The 21,128-nt window shown below is 51.1% G+C and carries 18 protein-coding genes; 9 read left to right on the plus strand and 9 right to left on the minus strand.

All coding sequences use genetic code 11. The features are described from left to right. The 4 genes from N836_RS62205 to N836_RS62220 form a co-directional block, all read right to left on the minus strand. The coding region (locus tag N836_RS62205; RefSeq protein ID WP_023073280.1) for a transposase family protein at positions 1-792 on the minus strand (792 nt) is incomplete at its 3' end. A 64-nt stretch (positions 793-856) separates the two neighbouring features. After that, positions 857-1,090, minus strand: a complete 234-nt coding sequence (locus N836_RS62210) for an element excision factor XisH family protein (protein WP_023074936.1) — start codon at positions 1,088-1,090, stop codon at positions 857-859. Positions 1,091-1,247: 157 nt separating this feature from the next. Beyond that, on the minus strand, positions 1,248-2,312 hold the full coding sequence (locus N836_RS62215) for a hypothetical protein (protein ID WP_023074937.1): 1,065 nt from the start codon (positions 2,310-2,312) through the stop codon (positions 1,248-1,250). Positions 2,313-2,327: 15 nt separating this feature from the next. Then, the gene (locus N836_RS62220) at positions 2,328-4,145 is read right to left on the minus strand and encodes a purple acid phosphatase family protein (protein WP_023074938.1); all 1,818 of its coding nucleotides are present in this window, start codon (positions 4,143-4,145) and stop codon (positions 2,328-2,330) included. A 252-nt stretch (positions 4,146-4,397) separates the two neighbouring features. Between N836_RS62220 and N836_RS62225 the strand changes: the two genes are divergently transcribed. Continuing rightward, positions 4,398-5,243: a hypothetical protein gene (locus N836_RS62225; RefSeq protein WP_031293607.1), complete on the plus strand. Its 846-nt coding sequence runs from the start codon at positions 4,398-4,400 to the stop codon at positions 5,241-5,243. Here N836_RS62225 and N836_RS62230 read toward each other — a convergent pair. Then, on the minus strand, positions 5,217-6,743 hold the full coding sequence (locus N836_RS62230; protein ID WP_235071142.1) for a site-2 protease family protein: 1,527 nt from the start codon (positions 6,741-6,743) through the stop codon (positions 5,217-5,219). The two genes, N836_RS62225 and N836_RS62230, sit on opposite strands and share 27 nt — an antisense overlap. Before the next feature lie 130 nt (positions 6,744-6,873). Between N836_RS62230 and N836_RS62235 the strand changes: the two genes are divergently transcribed. From N836_RS62235 to N836_RS62265, 7 genes are all read left to right on the plus strand, one after another. Then, positions 6,874-8,157 (plus strand): pentapeptide repeat-containing protein, encoded by a 1,284-nt coding sequence (locus N836_RS62235; protein ID WP_023074941.1) that lies wholly within the window; start codon positions 6,874-6,876, stop codon positions 8,155-8,157. A 254-nt stretch (positions 8,158-8,411) separates the two neighbouring features. Further along, positions 8,412-10,142: a hormogonium polysaccharide biosynthesis protein HpsL gene (gene hpsL, locus N836_RS62240; RefSeq protein ID WP_023074942.1), complete on the plus strand. Its 1,731-nt coding sequence runs from the start codon at positions 8,412-8,414 to the stop codon at positions 10,140-10,142. 97 nt (positions 10,143-10,239) lie between these two features. Beyond that, positions 10,240-11,262: a hormogonium polysaccharide biosynthesis glycosyltransferase HpsN gene (gene hpsN / locus N836_RS62245; protein ID WP_023074943.1), complete on the plus strand. Its 1,023-nt coding sequence runs from the start codon at positions 10,240-10,242 to the stop codon at positions 11,260-11,262. 41 nt (positions 11,263-11,303) lie between these two features. Then, entirely contained in the window at positions 11,304-12,470 is a 1,167-nt protein-coding gene (gene hpsO / locus N836_RS62250; RefSeq protein WP_023074944.1) for a hormogonium polysaccharide biosynthesis glycosyltransferase HpsO, read from the plus strand. Between the two features lie 266 nt (positions 12,471-12,736). After that, a complete protein-coding gene (locus tag N836_RS62255; RefSeq protein ID WP_152532234.1) occupies positions 12,737-13,666 on the plus strand; it encodes a hypothetical protein in 930 nt (309 codons plus the stop codon). Between the two features lie 14 nt (positions 13,667-13,680). Beyond that, entirely contained in the window at positions 13,681-14,874 is a 1,194-nt protein-coding gene (hpsP, locus tag N836_RS62260; protein WP_023074946.1) for a hormogonium polysaccharide biosynthesis glycosyltransferase HpsP, read from the plus strand. An 83-nt stretch (positions 14,875-14,957) separates the two neighbouring features. Further along, entirely contained in the window at positions 14,958-15,641 is a 684-nt protein-coding gene (locus N836_RS62265) for a uracil-DNA glycosylase (protein ID WP_023074947.1), read from the plus strand. A gap of 61 nt (positions 15,642-15,702) precedes the next feature. Here the strand turns inward: N836_RS62265 and N836_RS0138975 are convergent, their stop codons facing one another. From N836_RS0138975 to tyrS, 3 genes are read right to left on the minus strand one after another with little or no spacing between them, the layout of a single operon-like run. Continuing rightward, positions 15,703-16,416: a hypothetical protein gene (locus N836_RS0138975; RefSeq protein WP_023074948.1), complete on the minus strand. Its 714-nt coding sequence runs from the start codon at positions 16,414-16,416 to the stop codon at positions 15,703-15,705. After that, a complete protein-coding gene (gene pyrF, locus N836_RS62270) occupies positions 16,391-17,125 on the minus strand; it encodes an orotidine-5'-phosphate decarboxylase (protein WP_023074949.1) in 735 nt (244 codons plus the stop codon). Before pyrF ends, N836_RS0138975 begins: the two co-directional genes overlap by 26 nt. Then, positions 17,122-18,363, minus strand: coding sequence for a tyrosine--tRNA ligase (gene tyrS / locus N836_RS62275; RefSeq protein WP_023074950.1), 1,242 nt, complete (start codon positions 18,361-18,363; stop codon positions 17,122-17,124). The genes pyrF and tyrS overlap by 4 nt, the downstream gene beginning before the upstream one ends. 482 nt (positions 18,364-18,845) lie before the next feature. Between tyrS and N836_RS62280 the strand changes: the two genes are divergently transcribed. Next, positions 18,846-20,768, plus strand: a complete 1,923-nt coding sequence (locus N836_RS62280) for a transglycosylase domain-containing protein (protein ID WP_031293615.1) — start codon at positions 18,846-18,848, stop codon at positions 20,766-20,768. A gap of 34 nt (positions 20,769-20,802) precedes the next feature. On the opposite strand, the gene N836_RS62285 is transcribed toward N836_RS62280, so the two are convergent. Continuing rightward, positions 20,803-21,120 (minus strand): DUF1825 family protein, encoded by a 318-nt coding sequence (locus tag N836_RS62285; protein ID WP_023074952.1) that lies wholly within the window; start codon positions 21,118-21,120, stop codon positions 20,803-20,805. Positions 21,121-21,128: the final 8 nt, after the last annotated feature.

The raw sequence follows: 21,128 nt of genomic DNA on the forward strand, positions 1-21,128 counted from the left end.
TTTGATCCCGCCAATATGATGCTCCACTTCTACTCGAAGACTCGATATGCCCCGATTAATGACTTTCTCGACCTCAGTTAACTCTCCATTACGGGGTTTCTTCTTCGGTTGCACAATGGTCACTCCCTCGGGCTGATATCCTTGAAATCCCGTGTCTTGAAGCAGCGTGCTCCCCTCTGGGAAATGGTAGTCTTCTTCATCGGCTATCTTCTTATCATGCTTCTTGCCGACATAGGTCCTACTCAAGTAAACCACTTTACCTTTGCGCTCATTGATCACAAGATTTTTGACACTATGGGTTTTCTGCTTGCCGCTGTAAAAATCCTTCTGTTTGTCTTTATCCTTGGGACGATTAATCGCACGGTCGGTCCCATCAATCATGAACTCTAAGCTTGGACAGGATGACAGGACGGTTTCCAAGTTGGCAGGGCGTCTTTCGGGTAACTGTTGCTCTTTCCCTAATGCCTCATTAAGGAGCCTCGTGAGGCGATGCACCCATTCATTAGCTTGCGCTTGACTCATGCCGAATAGATAACCCTGGACTTCTTGCGTGGGGTAGATTCGGAAGTATACCAGGATGAACAGTAACTTATCTTCTAGCAGCTTTAGATGGGCTTTGCGACCGGCTCCATAGGCTCGCTTGCGACCGGTTCGCTCGAACGTTTCTGATACAAACTGGTCCCAAGCAATACCGAAACTCGGCAATAATCCCTCAAACTCAGATGGATTCAATCCAGTCAAACTGCGGAGGGTACGAGGCTTATTTTTAAGGGTCTCGTACTGCATTTTCATCGGACCTAACCTGGGTAGCGATAATATCCGCTATTCTAGCGAATATCATTATTTCCGATTAAGTCTATTGACCAACCGCTCTTTCAAGATCATTAAAAAATGAGCGCCCTAAGAAGCTCTTGACTTCAACGAGGATCTTGTTGCCTTGTTTTTCAGCAACTATTGGTTTCTCCGCAGCAATATCAACATACAGACGATCGCCACCGTACTCTAGGCTGTAATCCTCTGCCAAAATAACCCAACCATCTTTGATTAGCGCAAATCGAACAGCATCATGATAGAGATCTTTAGCAGGCATTATGCACCGATATTAGAGCACCTTATGCCTTTATTCTAGTTCGCATTAGCAATAGTCAAGTGCCAAGTGCAGGGTGTTCCTAGGATTAATAGCGTACTCAATTTGACAGACACTGTCTGCCAAATTCGATTAGCACGTGTACACACAAAGACAACTCCTACACCCCCGCACCCCGCACCTTATAATCAATCTCTTCCACTGGCAGATTCTCGCAATCCCAATCGCCATAACGCAGCTGCAGCCGTCGCTCTTTGGCATACTCCACCAGCTCGCCGCTAAACTTGTCTGCATCCGTGCCCAGCCCCTGAATCCGGACCTTGCCATTAAATACCGTTGCCCGCGCTAGATAAATCACCAGGTCATCCCGCGAAGGCCGATTCACCGTCACACTGGCGGTCAAATGCGCTACGCCCCGCTCATCTAGTTCCTGGGGCAAGGCCATCGCCGTATTGCGAATTCCCCGAATGGCCACAATCGCAGCGGCGACCGCCATAGTAATATCCACCCCATCATCGGTAAAGATACGATTGCTGGATAGATACTGAAAGTTGCGCTCTCGTAAATCGTCGCGAATGCGGCGATGGATCAGGTTCTGGGGATTGTACTGGGTCAGGGCTCCTACAATCGCCCCGCAGGCTGCCCGTGGCTCACGCCAGGGAGACTCTCGGGTTTTACCGTACACTTGTTTGTCCCCATCCCGCAATCGACCAACATGGGTCTTCAGGTCAATGGCCACTAGCGAGATGGACTGGGGATTGCCAGCATATATCCGCTGCTTTAGCTGTTCGTCTAGCTCATGGGCTACGGTCACATGGGCCAGGGTGGCACCATTGTCCGTGCCCCCACCCGCTGGGAAAAAGGCTTCTAGCTTCAGTTCGCCAATTTCGGATAGGGTGGCAAATCGGGAGGCGACGACATCGCGATAGCGTTTGGTGGCTTCACCCTGGTGGATGCGATCGCCACAGTTGGTATAGGCCAACGTCGTGACTACGCTGGGTAGCTTCATGTCGGCACCGCAGGCTTTTATATCGGTGGGGCTGGCAGCCGCAAACTGGAGTTCATCCCGTAAAATCTGTAATCCTTTGATCAGGGCATAGCGATCGCTAACAATCTCATTTAAATAGTTGTGGTAGGCATTACGTTCCATCCCAAAGCTAGCACCAAGCTTCCAGAAATTGTCGACACGGCGCTGGGTAGCAACAGCATCAAACGGTATTTTCATAGTTGTTTTCCCCCTCTATCGACCAATACTAAACACATCAAACGGCATGACATCTGAGTCAGGTTCACGGGTATCAAAGTAATAGCTGGTGACGGTACCTGAACTAGTATCGAGAATGCTAAAAACGGTTAGATCATTACTAGAAACGTAGGGCATTGGCTGACCCGCATCATCTTTAAGGGGTTTGAGTGTGGGTATAATCGGGGTTAACCCATTGGGGTCGCCAGCGGCGATATAGGTTTCTTGAAAGCGGCTATCGTTAGGGACTACTTGCCGGGGGTTGGCAGCGGTATAGGCTCCATAGGTATTGCCCACATTAGATGATTCTAAAAAATGCAAACCGCGATCGCTAGCAAACCGGTTCCAAACATGAGAGTGACCATAAAACATCAGATCGGTGCCAGCGTCTTCTAACAGCGGCAACAGATATTTGATAATGTGGTCTTCATCTTGAGGATATTCGTAGCGAATCCCGGTGAGATTTCCATCATCATCATGATCATAGACCGGCACCGGAGTGGTAAACGCAGGTACTACATTGTCACCCAGGGTATGGGCCGGATGGTGTAGCATAACAACTTTGTACCTGGCCTGCTGAAATTCGTCGCTGGCGAGTTCTGTTTGCAACCATTCATACTGAGGACTATCGGGCTCAATGCTCTCAAAAATCATATGGCCATGGCCCCAGTTTTGTGGTTTATCGAGGTCAGCCGCCCGTTCTTGATAACGTCCCCGGATTTCATCATCGACGGTAAACATGCGCCAAATCTGGGTGACATATAGAGACACCAGTCGTACATCCCCCAAGGTGGTGGCATAGTAGCGCTGGGTTTGGCCATCACCACGGGAGACTTTCGGTAGTGAAAAAATCTCGTTATAGGTATCGATATTAAACGAGTTGTTTTTGAGCCAGCGTTGTTCTACGTCATCGCTATTGGTGGGGTTAAACACATTAGGGTGCTGGTCATAGAGTTGTTTGGCGGCACTCCAGGGAACCGGATCATTAAACTGGTCATTCAGGTCCACCATGATGCTGTTGCGACCCATGACTTCATGGTTGCCGATGGCTGGGAACAGGGGGGCATTTTGGATCAGCTGCCCTCCTTTATACACGGTACTAGTATCATTCTTTACCAGGGTGTAGTTGCCCCGGCCTTGCAAACAAGGAAAAAAGGCTCCACCGCGAGCATCGTCAAACCACTCCGATGCCCGGTCTGGAATATTGACTAAATCGCCTGCCAGAAAAACACCATCAACCTGACCGATGGTTTCTTCTACTTTTTGTAAATTGGCCGCGGTCATCGGCATCATCTGATGATCGGAAGTGAGCAGGATCTTCAGGGGCTGACCTGCCGGGGGAGATGCATTCAGGGAGAAGCGATCGCTTTGCACCGTAGTACCATCCTCTGTAGTACTAATAACGTTATAGGGGACTCTGAAGCCAGGCTGTAATCCTGTAATTTCTGCTTCATGTCGCCAGATCGGTCGGTTTGTAACATTTTCGTAGGGTTCCGTGGTTTTAGATTTGGCATCTTCACGGGTGCGACTAAGTTGGGTCGTATTGGCAATCGCTATCTGATCGCCGGGACCATAAATCACTTGATGCTCGCGACCTGCAAATTCAGTAAACCAGACCACTCGTACGGATGAATCAGTTGGTGACTGTAAAAATGGATCGGTGAGTAGGGTAACTTGGGGGGGCATGGACGTGGGTTGCAGCGGCACTATTTGTCGGTTGGTCAACTGTACAAATAGCACCACGCCCAGGGAAAACAATAGTCCCAAGGCTACTAATGTGCCGGTTTTAGTTTTGCCGGTTTTGGCTCGGGCCATGGAGAGTTCCTGCTGATGTCTGGTTTAGCAAGTAGTCGCCCAGAAAACACTATCTGAGTGACCGATATCAATGCGACTCAATGTTGGCTAATTTACCCTGGAAAGGGCATACTCTTGTCCCAGCTCCAATTAAAAAATTGACCAGGCTAGGGTCCACTGCCAAATTCTGCAAGGAATGATCATTAAGCAGTCAATCTCCGTTCTTTGTCATCCCGCTTAATTCTTCTCTCCTCTTTCCTCGTCCCTCCTACCATGACCAAATTTCGCGTGTCGAAATTAAATAGCTGGGTAACATCCCTGGTGATGGTCTCGATTGGTTTACATGGTCTAGTGCTGGCACTACCTATGCCAAACCTGGTTGAAGAAAAAAACGAGCCGCCAGAACCGTCTGAGCCAGAGGTGATTCAGGTGGTAACCTTGCCAAAGCTGGCGACAGCTCCTGACTCGCTGCAGTCCCCCGTGCCGGAGCCAGCCGAGCCGCTCCCGGTAGAGCCGCCAACTGTGGAAGAAGCCGTTGAGGACATTGTTATTGCTGACCCAGAAATATTAGATGAGCTTGAGCCGGAACCCGAGCCATTGGATGATAGTGAGTGGGAAGATAATTCAGGTATAGAAAATCACCAGACCGATCTGGGTAATGGTGAGGATGAGGCAACATCTGAGCCGACGCTCGATCAGCGTCTGGCCAGCCTTGATAGCTATAGTAATTTTGACGGAACACGAGTTGGTGATACGGTGGCCCTGAGCCGACTAGGGGAGATATCACAGCAGGGTGGTTTGCCCAGTCGTTTGCGTGATTTAGAGCGGGCATTATCTCCAGTGACTGTTCCTTTACAGGAGTGTTTGGATGAGGCACCTGGAGATTCCGTCAGTGTGATGGTGGAGGTTGGTCCTGATGGCATGTTGAGCGGTGACCCAGAACTGTTGAACAGTTCTGGCTATGATGTGCTGGATGAAAAAGTGTTGGCCACGCTTCGCGAGGCGAACTACGCTGCGTATCACTCTGCCGGTGAGTCTAAGCTGTACTCATTTGCCATCCAGATTGACTACGCGGCTTGTAATGTAGCTGGGTTAGCCAATACCAAGACGTCCGGCTAAGGCCGGGCTCAGGGGCAACAATGTGGCCAGCATGAGAAAGAGGATCAGTAACGCCAAAGCCGCACGGGCATCGTCCGGTTCGCTAATGTCGTCAATACAGGGGCGTTCTTCGCCGCGCTGTAAAAATAAGATCAGGGCTCCCCAGTAAAGGGCCAGAGGGTTCGCCAGGGCAACAATGATGAGGAGAATCAGGGTAACGGCAGTGGCGCGTCCGGCAATTTTGCGACCGTAGATGGCTTGGACGATTCGACCGCCGTCAATGCGACCAGCAGGCATGACGTTGAGGGCAGTAATTACTAGACCGAGCCAGCCCATCAACACCAGCGGATCAACGTCGATTAGGTCGTTGGTTTGCAGGGCATCGCCCAGGACGGTGCGGGCCAGAGTACCCACTAAAACTGACTCCTGGAAGAACTCTACTGGTAGCTGGTAGGGGCTGCCGGGATGGGATAGGACCAGCCCCACTACCAGCATGACCAGGGAAAGCAATCCACCGGCTGCCGGACCCGCAAAGGCAATGTCAAATAGGACGGTGCGATTGGGTAGCAGGGATTCAAACCGGGTGAGGGCTCCAAAGGAGCCTAGCTGCCAGGCGGGTAGGGCAAAGGGGGGACTGAGTTTGATGGTATAACGCCTAGCCTGCCAGCGATGGCCGATTTCATGCACCACCAGAATGGCTAAAACGGCCAGGGCGGTGGGTAAAACTTGTGGCCAACGATCGGGTTGTTCAAATAGGGTGAAGTCTTTGAGCAGGGCTCCGGTTTCTAAACTGGTGATAAATGTTGCGATCGCAAGGGCCACTGCCAAAAGCTGCTGGCGAATATCAGCGGCTTTTGGATCGGAGCTGCTGGGCAGCACAATAATGGCAGGCCGCTCATCGGGACCATTGATTAAAAACAGTCGATAGCGATCGTCAAAGCGATTTTCCAGCTGCGCCACCAATGTCTTAACCGTGGCATCGGGTTCTCCCCGCAGATTGCCCTTAAAGAACACGCCTGCCGCATAGGGCACCGTTTCGGTTTTAAAGAAGGTATCAACACCAAAAATCTCTTCAATCTCGGCCAGATCTTCTGGTGGAATAGCCGGGGGTCGGGCCGGTGGGGCGTCTACCGCACTTTCTGGTTTCACCTCAATGACGCTGATTTCAGCATCTGAGCTAGGAACTACCTCTGGCTCCGATGATGCTTCCAGCGGTTCTGCTAGCGTCTCTTTAGGCGGCGGGGCCGCATTCGCCAATGCCCTCAGCTGACGTCCTAAATAGATATAGGCCCCAGTGGAAATCACAACCAGGGTTAGCACCCAGGCCAGGTTGAGATAAATACCAAAGGTGAATAAACCAAAAAAGGCCAACCAGGGCACCATCAACACCACCGACTGTAGCCAGGCAAAAATTCCCAGCTTGCCATCGGGCCGGGCTCGGATAAACCCCCAAATCAGAATACCAACTGCGGCTAACAAAATTAGGACCGTCACCATTGCGCAGAAAACCCGAGAAACCATTAAAACTCTGAAGATAGTTTAATGGTAGACGTTCCTTTCGGGCTAAACTCAACTGCGTAATAGCGTAGATGACTATTGCCCTCTCAACCCCGATTTGGACTCGCTGGCCTAGAGAAAACGCAACCTGATTATGAGTGCCCAAAAGCCATTTAATCGTGATGCTGAGGAACTTTCAGCGGCATTGGCACCACCGACACCGCCTGTTGCAAAAGAGCGGTTTACGGTTGATTACAACCCAGATCCTGATTTTGCTTCTGAGCCCCATGCTGACCCCCAGATTGAAGAACTGGCTGTGGACCTGGTCAATAGTCAAATGAAGGTGTCTGTACCATTATTGATTGCGATCGCATCCACACTAATCACCGCTGTCGGTTTAGTGTTAGATAGCTTTTGGTTAATTTTCTTTGGCTCCTTAATTGCCCTGGCCATTTCCATTCGGCTGGCTATGCCTACCCTGCGGGCCGTCGTCAATGATCTATCCCCCGAGCAACGGTCACTGATTATTGCCATCCCTGGGCTGCTCCTAGGGATCTACGGTCTGATGCAGGTGAGCGGCATTAATGCCCAAATCCTGCGGTGGGGAGCAACATTACGCTGGGATGCCATCGGTGCCCTGGGGGATTTTCTTGGAGCGTTAGGCCAAATTTTTATCGCAGTTTTGGCCCTATATGTTGCCTGGCGGCAGTTTATTATTTCTCGCGATCTGACGACGCAGCAAAATTTAATCACCCAGCAGCAAACTATTGATGCTTACTTTCAGGGCATTTCCGAACTGGTGTTGGACGATGAAGGCCTGTTAGAAGACTGGCCCCAGGAACGGATTATTGCTGAAGCCCGCACCGCTGCTATTTTAGGCAGCATCGATGGAGCCGGGAAAGCGAAAGTATTACGGTTTTTGTCCCGCTCTAAGCTGCTCACCCCCCTGGCCCGCGATCAGCGACTGGGGCGTCCCATTCTGGATGGGGCAGGCGGCTATGCCGAGGACCGACTCAAGGGTACCCGCGTCATTGACCTTGGTGTCATGCTGGCAGCAGGGGACCTATCGGGTAGCGACCTGCGCTGGGTCGACCTGAGCGATGTCAACCTGATTCGGTCGAATCTATCCCAGTGCAATCTAGTGCGTACAGACTTGGCCCGCGCAGTTTTGTGCGATGCCGATTTATCGGGGACCGATGTCATGGGTGCCCGGTTTTTCTATGGCCCTCCAGAAACTGCCACACCCCGCACCCGCAACGATGTCCCCAATTACGAAACTGGTGAGTTTACCGGCGCAGTGATCGAAGGTGCAGATTTTTCCAACATGCAGCGGCTGTCTGAAGCCCAACGCTGCTACCTGTGCCAGTGGGGTGGCAGCAAAACTCGCGCTACTATTCCAGGCGGGTGTCATGATATTCCAAATCGCTTAGGTAGATAGGAAAGGGGAGTTTTGCCAACCTTACGTAAACTTGCTTGTATAAAAAGTTCTTGTAAGGTTGATTCAATTCCAGTGCGATTTATCTATCAATCGCACCAGGTTTGGGTAAATTGAGACTAGTGACCCTGATTAGCCGTGTTCCAAGATTAAAGCTCTAGAGTTAAGGGGCGAGTTGGTGTTTGTGCTGCCATCATCGACCGATGCTTTGACCACACCGCCCACTGTCTATTGCCCACTGCCTTTTTTCGTCGCCCATGGTCCCTACAAAGCTTAAGAAACGCTCCCAAAAACGCTCATCCACTATCACTCCTCGCAAATCTAGAAAACGTTCTCGCTCAGCAGCGGTCGTCCTGGATCAACCAACAGAACCAGTACTCACACGTAAGGAACAACGGGCCAAGGAACGAGAAGCTGCAAAAGCACGGGCTAAGCTGATCCAGTTTACGGTTCTGGCCTTTATCGCCTCTGGGCTGGTGGGGCTTTTATTGGGTCTGATCGTAGAACCCACTCTGGGGGTGGCGGCGACGGCCAGTTTGCTCTGTCTTAGCCTGTCGTTTAAGTACCAGCGCTACGCTCTCTACGCATTTATTATCTATATTCCATTTTCCGGTACCGTCACTTACATGCTGGGGGGCAATGCTTTATTGCAGCTGGCTAAAGATGCCTTCTACATCCCAGCCTTGATTGGCGTGATCCAGATGTGTCGTCGAAAACGTCAGCCAATTTTACTGCCAGAGGCGTTAAAGGTGCCTTTGGTGCTGGTGCTAGCCATCGTCATCTTAAATCTTTTGCTCATCAACTTACCCCAGCAGCTCCAGGCGGGTGGGGGTGAACAACCTTTCCTGATGGGTATTTTGGGAATCAAAATTTTATTGGGGTATCTGCCGGTCATTACCTGTATCTACTACCTGATGCGCACCTCAGAAGACCTTTACTTTTTGCTGCGGATTCAGGCGGTGTTGGTAATTGTGGCCTGTGCCCTGGGCTTTGCCCAATATTTGATGCTCAAAACGGGAGTCTGCGCGGGTACTGAGGGTACGGGAGCCCAGGGGGTCGATTTGTTTAAAGCATCGCTCCAATCCCGCTGTTTTGTGGGGGGATCGCTGCTGTATAGTCCCTCCCAGGGTCAAATTCGGTTGCCAGGGACTTTTGTTGCCCCCTGGCAGTGGGGCTGGTTTTTGATTTCTAGTGCCTTTTTTAGCTTTGGTACCGCTTTTAACGATCGCTCACCGTTCTGGCGATTGGTGGGCATTGTTTCGCTGGTGGTTATCTTTGTGATGGCGGTGGTTTCTGGCCAGCGGATTGCGTTAATGCTTGTACCGATTGTGGTCGGTGGATTAAGTATCCTGACAGGACAGGTGGCCAACCTGAAACGCTTTGTCCCCGTTGGTGTTGTTTTAGGGCTGATTCTGGTAGGGCTGACTATCCGTAATCCAGCGCTGCTGCAGGAGCGTATTGATAGCTTTGAGGCTAGATGGAATGCTTCGCCGCCCCAGGAGTTTGTAGTGCAGCAGTTTACGGAGGTCCTGGATGCTCAGAACGGCATTCTGGGCAATGGTGTGGCGCGGGCAACTAACGGAGCACGGCTGTTTGGTAGAGTGCGCCTCGTTGAGACTTACCATCCAAAGCTGCTCTATGAGCTGGGTCCCTTAGGGTTGCTATTTGTGCTGGTCTTATATACCGCACTGACGATCGCTACATTTAAGGCCTATCGAAAAACGAGGGATAAAAACCTGCGGGGATATGCGGCGTCAATGTGGGTGTTTGTGCTGTTTATTAGTTTCTTTCCCTATTACTATCCGCTGGATGTGGACCCGGTCTCTGTTTACTATTGGTTGGCGGCGGGGATTGCGCTAAAGATTCCTACCCTGGATAAACAGGAGCGGGAACTGGCGAATCCGAAGAAGAAAAGGCAAAAACGGTTGCGATCGCGTCAACAATCCACCCTAGAACCCACATCCCCAGAACAACCGCAGTCTGCTTAAGCTATCCATAATCAGCTGCAGATAGGGTCTGAAGGGTACAGCCAGGAGACGCTTGTCAACACACTATCTACTATGCCAATTACTACTTTTATTTCCTATGACTAACGTTTCAGAACCATTTATATCGGTTGTGATCCCCACCTATGGCCGAGAAGCCGTGCTCTGTAGCACCGTTAAAAATGTTCTAGAACAAACCTATCCAGCCTTTGAAGTGATCATTGTTGATCAAACTCAGCGCCATGAACCCGCCACCACAGAGTTTCTCAACAGCGTCACCACCCATACCCAAGTCACCCTGTATACCGTAGACTGGGCCAGCCTACCCGCCGCCCGTAACTATGCAGTTGAACGCTCCCATGGAGACATCATTCTATTTTTGGACGATGATGTGGAACTGCCCCCAGGATTCCTGGCTGCCCACGCGCAAAATTATCAAACCCGTCCAGACATTGGGGCCGTCGCCGGACGCGTCTTTGACCGGATGAAGCTAGCCGAGACCAAGTCCGCCAAACGAATCGAAACCCTGCCACCAGAAGCGATGGACCCCGGCATTGCCTGGTACCATATCGACCTGGTGCATACGGTCAAACCCCAGCAGGTACTCACCGCCCGAGGCTGCAACATGTCCTTCCGGCGGGATGTGTTTGCCCACCACGATCTCCGATTTGATGAACGCTTTCAGGGCAGCGCTGTTCGCGAAGAATCAGATTTTTGTCTCCGCTTTCGCCGCACGGGGTTAAAAATTTGGTATGACCCAGAGGCTAATTTAATCCACCTGGGTGAAGAAACCGGTGGCTGCCACGATATTAGTACCCGGTCCCTTAAATATCAGCTGACGTTTTATCACAACCATTTTTTAATGGCGCTAAAGAACCTCACTCCCTGGCAGCTACTCAGACTCTCAGGACGTTTATTTGACTGTCACGTCCTGGGCAATCCCCCCTGCAACAAAAGCGGGTCTCCCATCAAAATTGTCAGTCGGTTTGGATTTTACACCCTAGGCTTTTTACAAGCCTGCTGGACTCTGATCACCACCTTTACCAGCAAAGGCAGACGCTTTAGCTTACCGAGCCAAGCCATGCCTGCTGCCATGACCAAGCCAGAAACTGTTGCCAACTAACCACCTGTGAGCCTGCACTACTCTCATTCCCTAATTAATCCATGAAAGTTTTAGTTGCCAGCCACAGCTATATTGTTGATCTTAACTGCGAGAAGCTGCGCACCCTGGCCCACATGGGGCACGACGTCACCGTAGTGGTACCAAAGCGATGGAATCCAGGGGGAGTGCAAAACCGCATTGTTGAACCTCAGCCCCGTCAAGAAGACTCTTTTCGAGTAGTGCCCATCGCCAACTTGAGCCAGAACAATCAAGGGTTGCTCAGTTTTGGTTGGGGCCTTATAGAACTACTGAAGACATTTAAACCCGATATTATTCAGGTGGAACAGGGCTCAAAATCCTTGGGCTATGCCGAGTTAATCACGTTAAATCGACTATTGGGCAACAAAGCAAAAAATCTCTTTTTTACCTGGTGGAATTTACCCTATGAGGTGAAATTTCCACTCTCTTGGTTGGAAGCCTACAACCTACGCCATACAGATGGCCTGGTGGTGGGCAACCAGGACGGGGCCAATATTTTAAAAGACCATGGCTACCAGGGGCCGGTGCGCGTAATGCCGCAGTTAGGCGTAGACGAGACTCTGTTTTGCCCCAAGGAACAACCTCAGCTACGTCAGCAGTTGGACATTTCTGACGATAGGTTTGTTGTGGGATTTGTCGGGCGGTTTGTCCCAGAAAAGGGATTAGTGACACTGCTCAAAGCCCTGGCAACGCTGACCAATTTGCCCTGGACCCTGGTGTTATTGGGGCGTGGCCCCTTAAAGCAAGACCTCCAGAACCAGGCTCAAACCCTGGGAATTGCCCAGCGGATTCGCTGGATCGAGAGCGTGCCCCATGATGCTGTGCCTGACTACATCAATCTCATGGACAGTCTGGTGCTACCCTCTGAAACCACCTACGAGTTTAAAACCCTGACGTCTGTCGGGTGGAAAGAACAGTTTGGCCATGTATTAATTGAAGCCATGGCCTGCCAGGTTCCGGTGATTGGCTCCGATTCTGGTGAGATTCCCTACGTGATTGATGACAGTGGCTTAGTTTTTCCAGAAGGCGATCACCAGGCCCTGGCCGATCGATTAAGCCAACTAATCCAACAGCCCGATATCCATCAGACACTTGCCAAAAAAGGCTATGCCAGAGCCCTACAGCGTTACACAAACAAAGCCCTAGCAACGGAACTTTTAGCGTTTTACCAGGAGTTATTAGCCGCTTAGGCTCGCGCCCTAAAATCATGCCCCCGTTACCCCATCCAACCATCTACAGCCTCAACCTGGGACTTGATCTCTGGGCAATTTGGGCAATCCCCTAGACCTCAACCTGCGTACGCATACAAGCACCTCATCGCGGCACCAACCTCCAAGTTGACAGTTCAAGAAGCTTCATAAGCTATCACTCGCATGTTTTTTTTGATGTTCCGATAAAATCTAGGTTGAGCTGGTTAAATCCTTAGCTCACCAGTAGAATGCATCGGTTTCAGCCAGTGAGCATATCATCAACACGGGTCAGTAAGGCATTAATAACTCGGTTACCAGTACTGGCAGGCATCACTGTTATGGTGGCGGCCTGTGGTGGTAATGCCGCTAGCGACGATAGTTCATCCCCTGCCACCCCTGTTTCCCTGCGTCAGTCAGATATGCTCGTGCTGGAAGTGCAGCCGATTCAAGTCTGTGATGATACTGGCTTTATTTGCGCCCAGGTTGAGTTTTTTGAAGCCATTACCGACAAAATTTGGAGCCAGGCCAATATTGATGTCGAGTTCTTACCCCTTAATCAGCTCAACGACAGCACCTACTTGACCACCGATGAGGATGAATTTTTAGATTTATCGTTTTCTGGAAATCCAGGTGATTTTGGCCGTCATCCTGACTCTACAGAAGATAGCGGTCCGATTAACCTTTGGTTTGTGGATGTGATTGAGACGACCACAGGCCTCATACAGTATGGCAACGCCTGGATTGGCTTAAACGGGATATTGATCAGCGATGACATTTTAGATTTCAACAACGGCCTTGGTCGAATCGATGTGATTGCCCATGAATTGGGGCATAATCTGGGTTTGCGCCATTCCACCTTCGGAGCCGGGCCTGCCGAAAATTTGATGAGTAGCGGTCTTGATCGCACCGTACCCGAATCAATTGACGATATTTTTCCAGATGGTGACGGCTTATCAACCCTGACATCTGAGCAAATTGAGGTCGCTCGCACTAGCCGCTTCTTAACGGATGCCGAGGCAGATGAGAGCTTACCTGCGATCGCCGCCGCAGATGCAATCCCCCAGGAGGCACCCCCGATCCTGCTGGCCTCTACATCCCCCACCCCCATCGCCGTACCCGATGCTTCCCCGTCACTATTAACCTGGCTATTAGTTTTACCCCTGGGCCAGAAGGTTTATAGTCGAATCAATCGTTAGTTGGCGCGGTGCCCATGGCTAAGGCCTTAAATATTTTGCAAATTGTGCCATCCATCTCCTTGGTGTATGGCGGACCTAGTCAGATGGTCCGTGGCTTGAGCCAGGCCTTAGCGCGTCAGGGTGCCAACGTCACCGTACTGACCACAGACGCCAACGGGGATGAAGGGCAGGCTCCATTAGATGTGCCACTAAATCAGCCTGTGGAGACAGACGGCTATCGAACGGTTTACTTTCGCTGCTCTCCGTTTCGACGCTACAAGTTTTCACTCCAGCTGTTGCAGTGGCTAAATCGCTATGGTGCCGACTACGACATTGCCCATATTCACGCATTATTTTCGCCAGTGAGTAGTGCGGCGGCAACGGTAGCTCGTTGGCAGCAGCTTCCCTATATTTTGCGCCCCCTGGGTACCCTAGACCCGGCGGATTTAGCTAAGAAAAAACAGTTTAAGCAGCTCTATGCCGCCCTGTTGGAGCGGCCTAATATTCAGGGTGCAGCGGCACTACATTTTACCAGTGAGCAAGAGGCCAGGGTATCAGAGCGGTTTGGCGTCAAAACTCAGGATATGGTGCTGCCTTTAGGAGTGACGCTACCAGAGATTACCTGCAATGATGCCGAGGCGCAGCAGCTAATTCGACAGCGTTATGGCATTCCGGCTGACGTGCCAATTGTGTTGTTTATGTCGCGGCTCGACCCTAAAAAAGGGCTGGATTTACTGCTACCGGCACTGGAATCCCTGCGACAGTCGAACCATTCGTTTCACTTGATTCTGAGTGGCGGTAATCCCCAGGACCAGGCCTATGTTGAGGCCATTGGTCAGCAGATCAAGGATTCTGTGCTCGCAGATTGCACCACGATAACGGGATTTGTCTCCGGCGAACTCAAGCTGCAAATTTTGCAGGCGGCGGATTTGTTTGTGCTGCCGTCTTACTATGAAAACTTTGGTATCGCTGTGGCTGAAGCGATGATGGCGGGTAAACCTGTGGTGATTTCAGACCAGGTCCATATCTGGCAGGATATTCAGGGGAGTCAGAGTGGATGGGTAACGGGGTGTGAGCAGAGAAAACTGACCCAGGCCTTGGCTGAGGCGCTGGCGGATGATGCGGAACGACGGCAGCGGGGGGAGAATGGCCGAGGTTTTGCTAAGGAGAATTATGGGTGGGATGCGATCGCATCCCGCATGATTGAACACTATCGTCGGCTTTTGTAGCTTAAGTAAATCCAATGAGAGATTCCACCTCCATGGTTTCCCTTTAAACTAGGTCTTTGTGTCCTTTGCTACTCGACGATTTCATGACGGAGCAAATTGGTCTGTTTGGTGATCAGCCAGCCGCAACCTTAACCCCCGAAACCTGGGAGCAAATACCCACCAGCGCCAGCATTCCAATTCCTGCTGGTACCTACCAGGATCTAGACCAGCTAGCCCAGCATTGCAATCAGTGTCAGCGCTGTGGTTTAGCCAGTGGTCGGATCAATGTAGTTATTAGCCGTGGCAACCCCAATGCTGCCATCATGATTATTGGTGAAGGTCCAGGCCAGCAAGAGGACGAGCAGGGATTGCCCTTTGTCGGTAAGTCCGGTCAGCTACTAGACAAAATTTTGGCCTCGGTGCGGTTAGATACCAAAAACGATGTTTACATTTGCAACGTCGTGAAATGTCGGCCACCTAATAACCGCACACCTACGGCCAAGGAAGCCGCCGCCTGCGTGCCCTATTTAAAAGAACAGGTACGACTGGTAGACCCCAAAATTATTTTGCTAACAGGCGGAACAGCTCTCAAAGGACTGCTGGGTGAAACCAGAGGCATTACTAAAGTCCGAGGTCAGTGGATGGAATGGGAAGGCCGCCATTGCATGCCAATTTTCCACCCAGCCTATTTACTTCGCAATCCATCGCGTGAAAAGGGTAAGCCTAAATGGCTGATGTGGCAGGACATTCAGGCCATCCGTAAAAAGCTAGATGAATCGGTGGAATAAATTTTCCCCGGCTTGTAGGGGCGTTCCATGGAACGCCCCTACAAGCCGGGCCCACAATCGGCTACTCAGGAAAAATGGCCTCGGCACGACAATCTCTCAACCATTGCTGGACTGCTTGACCGACGCTGCCCTGACTGCTGTCGCGGGGTGGAATTTGGGCGTCATCACCCGCTGCAATGGCAGAAAACATAAATACCATGCGCCAGCCCATATCATCAGGTGCCAGAAACAGCCAATGGAAATGGTTAATAGCGGTGGCTTCTAAACCTGAATATTGTCGTTCTAACGTGGTGAAAAAGAGCTGTCGCAGCTGCTCGCTGCTGTCAGGCAGTGTTGTATACACCCGATCTCTAATCTCCAGAGGCACCTGATCTGGCTGGCTGGCTGCAATGACATAGGCTGGCCGATAAGCGGTAGGAATGTCGGCAACGCTGCTTTGCAAAATGCGGTTTGTGTAGCTGGGAATATCTCGGATTAGCAGTTTAGAGAGACTATCTAAGTCGGTAGGGCAGCTGGTCTGGGGGCGAATAAACGTGGTTTCGGTTTGTTCCTGTTCTGGGGATGTGGGCGTTTTGGGGGCTGCGGTAGAAGCAGACGGGGTGGGGGTTGGTAGTTCTGGTAACTGAGCCAGACTAGGAGAACTGCCCAGGACAATGCTCAATAGACTCAGCACACCGCTCACCAGTTTTTGGGAACTCAAGTTTGGAGTAAAAAAAGCCATTCCTAAAGCAGTTGCGATCGCCAAAACATCACTTTCTACTCCCCGCAATTTCATCACAAATCTGCCGAAATGAGATCGCCGGATCGGCCGCCTGAGTAATCGGTCGACCAACAACCAAATAGCTAGCCCCAGCTGCGATCGCTTGAGCGGGAGTCATCGCTCGCTGCTGATCGCCTTTAGCCACGCCAGTCGGCCTCACCCCAGGGCACACCAGCAAAAACTGATCGCCGCAGACCCGACGCAGGTCTGCAGCCTCTTGGGGCGAGCAGACAATCCCACTCAGACTGCTTTCCTGGGCCAATAGTGCCATTTGTAAGGCATAGTCCGTTAGCTCCAGGGATACTTTCAGTTCCATCGCCAGGGTCCGAGGGTTAATGCTGGTCAGCAAGGTAACGGCAATTAGATTGGGCGGCGGACAGCCGGTCTCAGCTGCCCCCTCCAGAGCGGCCGCCTGGGCCGCTTGCAAAGCTACTTTACCCGCCGGGGCATGAACGGTGACTAAATCGACGCCATAGCGACCGGCAGCACGACAGGCTCCGGCCATGGTGTTGGGGATATCGTGGAATTTGAGGTCGAGAAAGATCCGCTTTTGGCGCTGTTTGAGTTGCTCCAAAATGGCGGGGCCAGCACTGACAAATAGTTCTAGACCGACTTTCCAAAAGGTGACGTCGGGCAACCGGTCGAGGAGTGCGATCGCATCCTCCATACTAGGTACATCCAACGGCACAATAATCCGATCCGCAACTGAATTTGTCGCCATCATGGCACCAGCCTCACAAATTTTTTCTTGCCCACCTGCAAAACTTTACCCGCCAACTCGTCAGGGCCGCCAAACTCCAGGTTAGGGTCGCTCACTTTTTCCCCATCTAGTTTGACCGCACCTCCCTTAATCTGACGCCGGGCATCGCTGCTGCTGCTACACAGCGGTGTAGCCCCCAGCAAATAGAAAACCTTGGCTGGAAAATTGACCGCTGTCAGGGAAAACTCGGGCACCGCTTCGGCTTTGCCCGCTCCACCCTGCACCAGGTTAATGGCATCTTTCTGGGCCTGCTGAGCCGCTGCCTCGCCATGAAATTGAGCCGTAATATCCAGAGCCAGCTGTTTTTGAGCTTCCCGAGGATTGTCTGGCAGATGATCCAACGGTCGTTTTGTCAGCAGCTCAAAATACTCCGCAATCAATGCATCTGGTACTTTCTCTAGCTTGGAATACATTGACAGTGGATCTTCCTGCAGCCCGACATAGTTGCCTAGGGATTTAGACATTTTTTGACTACCGTCGGTCCCTAACAACAGCGGCATCAACAGCCCAAACTGGGGTCTGTGGCCAAAATGACGCAGCATGTCTCGACCGACAGCAATATTAAACTTTTGGTCAGTTCCCCCTAGCTCCACATCCGCCTGCAGTGCTACCGAGTCATACCCTTGGAGCAGCGGATATAGAAATTCATGCAGATAAACCGGATTTCCCTGTTCATAGCGCTTGGCAAACCCTTCTTTAGCCAGCATTTGGCCAACGGTCATGGTACCCAGCAGGTTGATGATTTTGCTGAGATCCAGCTCTGAAAGCCACTCTGAGTTATATCGAATTTCTAAGCGACCGGGGGTATCAAAGTCCAAAATGGGCCGCACCTGTTCGATATAGGTTTCAGCATTCGCTTTGACCTCAGCCTCCGTCAGCTGTTTGCGCACCTCCGATTTGCCCGTGGGGTCGCCAATCCGAGCGGTAAAGTCGCCAATTAACAAAATAGCTGTATGACCAGAATCCTGGAATGCCCGCAGCTTTCTCACCGGAATACTATGGCCCACATGGATTTCTGCCCCCGTTGGGTCAATGCCTAATTTAACGCGTAGGGGACGATCGGTCTGCTGGAGTCTGGCCAGTAGACTTTCGTCGGGGTCGTTCGACTCAGGCTGATGGGGAAAAACTTCACTGACGCCACGATAAATACTTTGAAATTCGTCAGGGACAGCAGGCATTACAAAATTAGTGGCCTCGGTCATGGTGGGTTGAGATAACTGTTGATATAACTAAGAGATGCGCAGTGAACTCACGGCCTGGATTTGCAAATTTTCCTAGACATTAGGCGGAGATCCACTATAGTGGCGAGTAATTATCCTCATAGGTATGAGGTGGCTCAGTCCTAGTCCAGGATATGTACCGAGCTTTGATGCGACCTATCCACCCAAGGTTCTTCAGATTGTAGGTACACCATCAGCTCGATGCGCTTGCCGCAAATCATTTTACTGGTCGAATGGATCAGCTGAAACATCTGCAGAGGAATGCCTTTGTATATAGATGGTTCAGGTGAACGTTTGCATGACAATCAGGGCAGTCTGAAATCACTTTCAGCAGTTTCATCCATAGTTTTTTTGCAGACAAAGTTTAATATCTTAACTTGGATGTGATTTCGCTCCTTTTTTAATGGCAGTGACCCTTATAATTTATGGCCTGCCGTGTATTTCCGTAAGGATATAGCGTATCTGTGGCATTTAATACTATCCGTCAAACCCGAATACCTCTGCAGTTAAGCGGCGGGCCTAAGCTGATGAAGCACATTCAAGATGTGCTGCAAATCAGTGGGGCCACACTATTAACGGTGACGATGCTCGGTAGTGCTGTGGCAGCCGGTGGGTTAGTGGGTTTGGCAATTAGCTTTCGTAATTTGCCAGATGTGCGGGCACTGCGAAATTATATCCCCACTGAAACTAGCTATATCTATGACATTGATGGCACCCTGCTCGACAGCCTGCACGATGAAGCTAACCGGGAAGTCGTAGACCTCAATGAGATTTCGCCCCATCTTAAGCGAGCTGTATTGGCAGTTGAAGATAGCGATTTTTACGGTCATGCTGGCATCAACCCCATTGGTATTGGTCGAGCATTTTTAGCCAATTTTCAAGCGGGGAATACGGTGCAAGGTGGTTCAACTATCACCATGCAGCTGATTAAAAATCTGTTTTTGAGTCCGCAGCAGGCGATCAGCCGGAAGGTGGCAGAAATTGTTCTAGCTCTGCGGCTAGAGCAGATTTTCGAGAAAGATGAAATTCTCGAAATGTACCTCAATCAGGTGTATTGGGGCCACAATACCTACGGTGTGGAAACGGCATCCCAAAGCTATTTTAATAAGTCATCTAGAGACCTGACCCTGGCCGAAGCCTCAATGATGGCAGGGTTGATTAAAGCACCTGAAGATTTGAGCCCGTTTGTTGACTATCAATCCGCGAAGCGGGAACAGTCTTTGGTGTTGGACCGGATGGCAAAGCTGCGTTGGATTACGCCAGCCGAAGCTGAAGCGGCTAAACAGCAACCGCTGCGGTTGGGTCGGGTGACATCTTTTATTTCTAGTAAAGCGCCCTATGTGACCGAGGCAGTTATTCAAGAACTGCTGGAGCAGTTTGGCCAAGAGGCGGTACTGAAGGGAGGAATGCGCGTACAGACGACAATCGATATCAAACTGCAGAACCTGGCTAAGCAAACTGTTCAATCAGCCCATAGGAATCGGTTTGGTAGCGGTGCGATCGCAGATCAGATTGCGCTCGTTGCCATCGACCCACGCACCCACTTTGTCAAAGCCATTGTGGGCGGCGTAGACCATGAGAGCAGCCAGTTTAATCGGGCTGTGCAGTCTCGGCGTCAGCCCGGTTCAGCCTTTAAACCCTTTGTTTATTACGCCGCCTTTGCCTCAGGTCGATACACCCCTGACAGCATCATCGGCGATACTCCTGTGACCTATCCTGACGGGTCTGGTTACTATTCACCCAAAAACTATGGTGGCTCGTTTATGGGCAACATGCCGATCCGCCGCGCTTTAGAGCTGTCACGGAATATCCCAGCCGTTAAGATTGGCCAGTCAGTGGGGATTTCTCGGGTGATCGAAGTAGCTCGCACCTTAGGTATTGAAAGCCCGATGGACCCCATTATTTCTCTACCGCTCGGCTCGGTAGGCCTGACACCAATGGAAATGGCTGGAGCCTATGCCACCTTTGCCAACAACGGCTGGCACTCTGACCCCACCCTGATTGCCCAGGTTACCGACAGTGATGGCAATGTGCTGCTCGACAATACACCTAAACCCCAACTGGTGCTTGATCCGTGGGCCACAGCTGCTCTCAACGATGTCCTCCGAGGCGTGCTTGAGCGCGGTACAGCTACCAATGCTCGGATTGGCCGACCGGCAGCTGGCAAAACTGGCACCACTGACTCTCAACGAGATGTGTGGTTTGTGGGCTATGTACCGCAGCTAGCAGTTGCCGTCTGGGTGGGTAATGATGATAACAGTCCCATGGGACGGGGGGCCACCGGAGGCAGCTACGCGGCTCCCCTCTGGCGTGATTATATGGCGCAGGCACTGCGTAATGAACCAGTGCAGAATTTCCGTCGCCCGTCGGAGTTTATTCGTCCTTAGCACCCCATGTCGGTGGGGTTGCCCACCGACTCTTTTACTCTCTAATTTCAGACTTCATGCGGTCTAAGGTCATCTGCATCTGGTCAAACATTTTTTGAGGGGTCATCCCAAATTGGCCCAGATGAGTTTTGAGCTGCTCCATAGTTAGCTGAGCAGTAAAGTCTTCGGATAGCTCAAAGCGCTTCATAAAAACGCGATATCGTTCCATGATGCTTTCCATCTGTTCGATGTATAGCTTTTTGCCATCACGGTCAAATTTGCCATAGCTGCTACCGAGCTGCATGAGGGCCTGATAATCCTGAAAGAGCTTCGTGGCTTCTTGCTGCACGATCTCTGAATCAAAAAAGCTCATACATCTAC

The sequence above is a fragment of the Leptolyngbya sp. Heron Island J genome (genome assembly GCF_000482245.1).
In the GTDB taxonomy this organism is placed as follows: domain Bacteria; phylum Cyanobacteriota; class Cyanobacteriia; order Phormidesmidales; family Phormidesmidaceae; genus Leptothoe.

What these genes read in the sequence shown, in the direction of transcription:
- N836_RS62210 (WP_023074936.1), bottom strand. Translation starts at nt 1,090, where the DNA reads ATGCCTGCTAAAGATCTCTATCATGATGCTGTTCGATTTGCGCTAATC.
- N836_RS62215 (WP_023074937.1), bottom strand. Translation starts at nt 2,312, where the DNA reads ATGAAAATACCGTTTGATGCTGTTGCTACCCAGCGCCGTGTCGACAAT.
- N836_RS62220 (WP_023074938.1), bottom strand. Translation starts at nt 4,145, where the DNA reads ATGGCCCGAGCCAAAACCGGCAAAACTAAAACCGGCACATTAGTAGCC.
- N836_RS62225 (WP_031293607.1), top strand. Translation starts at nt 4,398, where the DNA reads ATGACCAAATTTCGCGTGTCGAAATTAAATAGCTGGGTAACATCCCTG.
- N836_RS62230 (WP_235071142.1), bottom strand. Translation starts at nt 6,743, where the DNA reads ATGGTTTCTCGGGTTTTCTGCGCAATGGTGACGGTCCTAATTTTGTTA.
- N836_RS62235 (WP_023074941.1), top strand. Translation starts at nt 6,874, where the DNA reads ATGAGTGCCCAAAAGCCATTTAATCGTGATGCTGAGGAACTTTCAGCG.
- hpsL (WP_023074942.1), top strand. Translation starts at nt 8,412, where the DNA reads ATGGTCCCTACAAAGCTTAAGAAACGCTCCCAAAAACGCTCATCCACT.
- hpsN (WP_023074943.1), top strand. Translation starts at nt 10,240, where the DNA reads ATGACTAACGTTTCAGAACCATTTATATCGGTTGTGATCCCCACCTAT.
- hpsO (WP_023074944.1), top strand. Translation starts at nt 11,304, where the DNA reads ATGAAAGTTTTAGTTGCCAGCCACAGCTATATTGTTGATCTTAACTGC.
- hpsP (WP_023074946.1), top strand. Translation starts at nt 13,681, where the DNA reads ATGGCTAAGGCCTTAAATATTTTGCAAATTGTGCCATCCATCTCCTTG.
- N836_RS62265 (WP_023074947.1), top strand. Translation starts at nt 14,958, where the DNA reads ATGACGGAGCAAATTGGTCTGTTTGGTGATCAGCCAGCCGCAACCTTA.
- N836_RS0138975 (WP_023074948.1), bottom strand. Translation starts at nt 16,416, where the DNA reads ATGAAATTGCGGGGAGTAGAAAGTGATGTTTTGGCGATCGCAACTGCT.
- pyrF (WP_023074949.1), bottom strand. Translation starts at nt 17,125, where the DNA reads ATGATGGCGACAAATTCAGTTGCGGATCGGATTATTGTGCCGTTGGAT.
- tyrS (WP_023074950.1), bottom strand. Translation starts at nt 18,363, where the DNA reads ATGACCGAGGCCACTAATTTTGTAATGCCTGCTGTCCCTGACGAATTT.
- N836_RS62285 (WP_023074952.1), bottom strand. Translation starts at nt 21,120, where the DNA reads ATGAGCTTTTTTGATTCAGAGATCGTGCAGCAAGAAGCCACGAAGCTC.